2 protein-coding genes are annotated in these 1,190 nt (G+C 48.2%); both read right to left on the bottom strand.

Annotated elements, in window-relative coordinates:
* On the bottom strand, positions 1–991 hold a 991-nt coding region (locus F6K37_RS43475; RefSeq protein WP_287257354.1), incomplete at its 3' end, for a DUF3326 domain-containing protein.
* Positions 988–1,173 carry a DUF8621 family protein gene (locus F6K37_RS43470; protein ID WP_008191859.1) on the bottom strand — a complete coding sequence of 62 codons (186 nt, stop codon included), beginning with the start codon at positions 1,171–1,173 and terminating at the stop codon, positions 988–990. The genes F6K37_RS43475 and F6K37_RS43470, both read right to left, overlap by 4 nt.
* Between the last annotated feature and the right edge of the window lie 17 nt (positions 1,174–1,190).

Genomic DNA, 1,190 nt, shown 5'->3' with positions numbered 1-1,190 from the left:
TTGCTTTAATTCCCAAAGGTTCTGGAGGTACTTCCATGGTAGTTTGGTTTTCTTCAACGGCAATGATCTGGGTTTGCAACTGGCTAAAGCTTAACATTGCACTACCACCACAGGCGGTTGCTGGTATGACAATGGCATCTACATCATCAGCCCAAATGTCCCCTGGTTTTGAGGAAATCGTTTGAGAATCTGGATTAGCAAGGGAGGAGGGGGAATTTTTTTGGTTGACCACAAATTGGGGAGCGCGACTCAATCCTACTAAAACACAGGGTAAGAAGGTATAGCCCAATTCCTCTGCTGCTGAACGAGGTGACAATTTAGGATCGATGGGTAAAGGCATCAATGCTGGTGCATGAGCACAGGGAATTTGAAAGGTACGAACAATCAAGTGACTGATAATGGCTTCAGCACCAGCCAGGGGGTCTACGCCTCGACCATGACGGTAATCTTGCAATGCTTCACTATCAAAGTCATCGGGAAAACGCACTACTACTGCGATCGCATCTGCTCCAGCTTGCTCAATCAGGACTTGGGCTGCTCGCAATAAACTATCGGGATTTCCAATTGTTCCCCAACTGGCTCCAGATGCTGCTGTGCGCAGTTCTACATTTAAGGGAGCATCTGTAACTACGTAGTCGGTTAGATTCAGTCCTAGGGTAGCTCTGGTGGCATCTGCTGCTTGTAGGTGTCTCAAACGTAATTCCGGTTCAATCCCCTGATCCAGGAGTAATCCCACCCGGTTCTGATGTACAGGGCGTAATCCCCAGGATCCAGCGGCAAATTTGTCAAGGCCATAGCCTTCTACATAGAAGGCGTTGGGTAAGTTCCAGTACAACTGGGCACCATTGAGGACATTGGGATGGGTGATTAAGCGATCGCAAACTTGTGCGATCGCTCTAGCTACTGGCAAGGCATCCCCGGCATAGCCACCAATCGACGCTCCTACACCAGTAGGAATGATTAAAACAACGGTATAGGGACGCTGATTCACTTACTATTGACTGATTTAGTTACAATAGCTTCTACCGTAGCTTTCTCCTGCTCAGGGTCTACATGAGTAACCGCCCAGCGCAGGGGTTCTCCCCGTTCTTGTAGTTCTGCTTCAATGGCTTGGTGCAGTTCCTTAGGGGACTCTTGGAGGTCAATTTCTGCAGTAATGAAATGGGTTGTCATTGTTTTCTCCCTAATTC

The organism is Moorena sp. SIO4E2 (assembly GCF_010671945.1).
Lineage (GTDB): Bacteria > Cyanobacteriota > Cyanobacteriia > Cyanobacteriales > Coleofasciculaceae > Moorena > Moorena producens.
This window is presented reverse-complemented; position numbering and strand designations above follow the sequence as displayed.

What these genes read in the sequence shown, in the direction of transcription:
- F6K37_RS43470 (WP_008191859.1), bottom strand. Translation starts at nt 1,173, where the DNA reads ATGACAACCCATTTCATTACTGCAGAAATTGACCTCCAAGAGTCCCCT.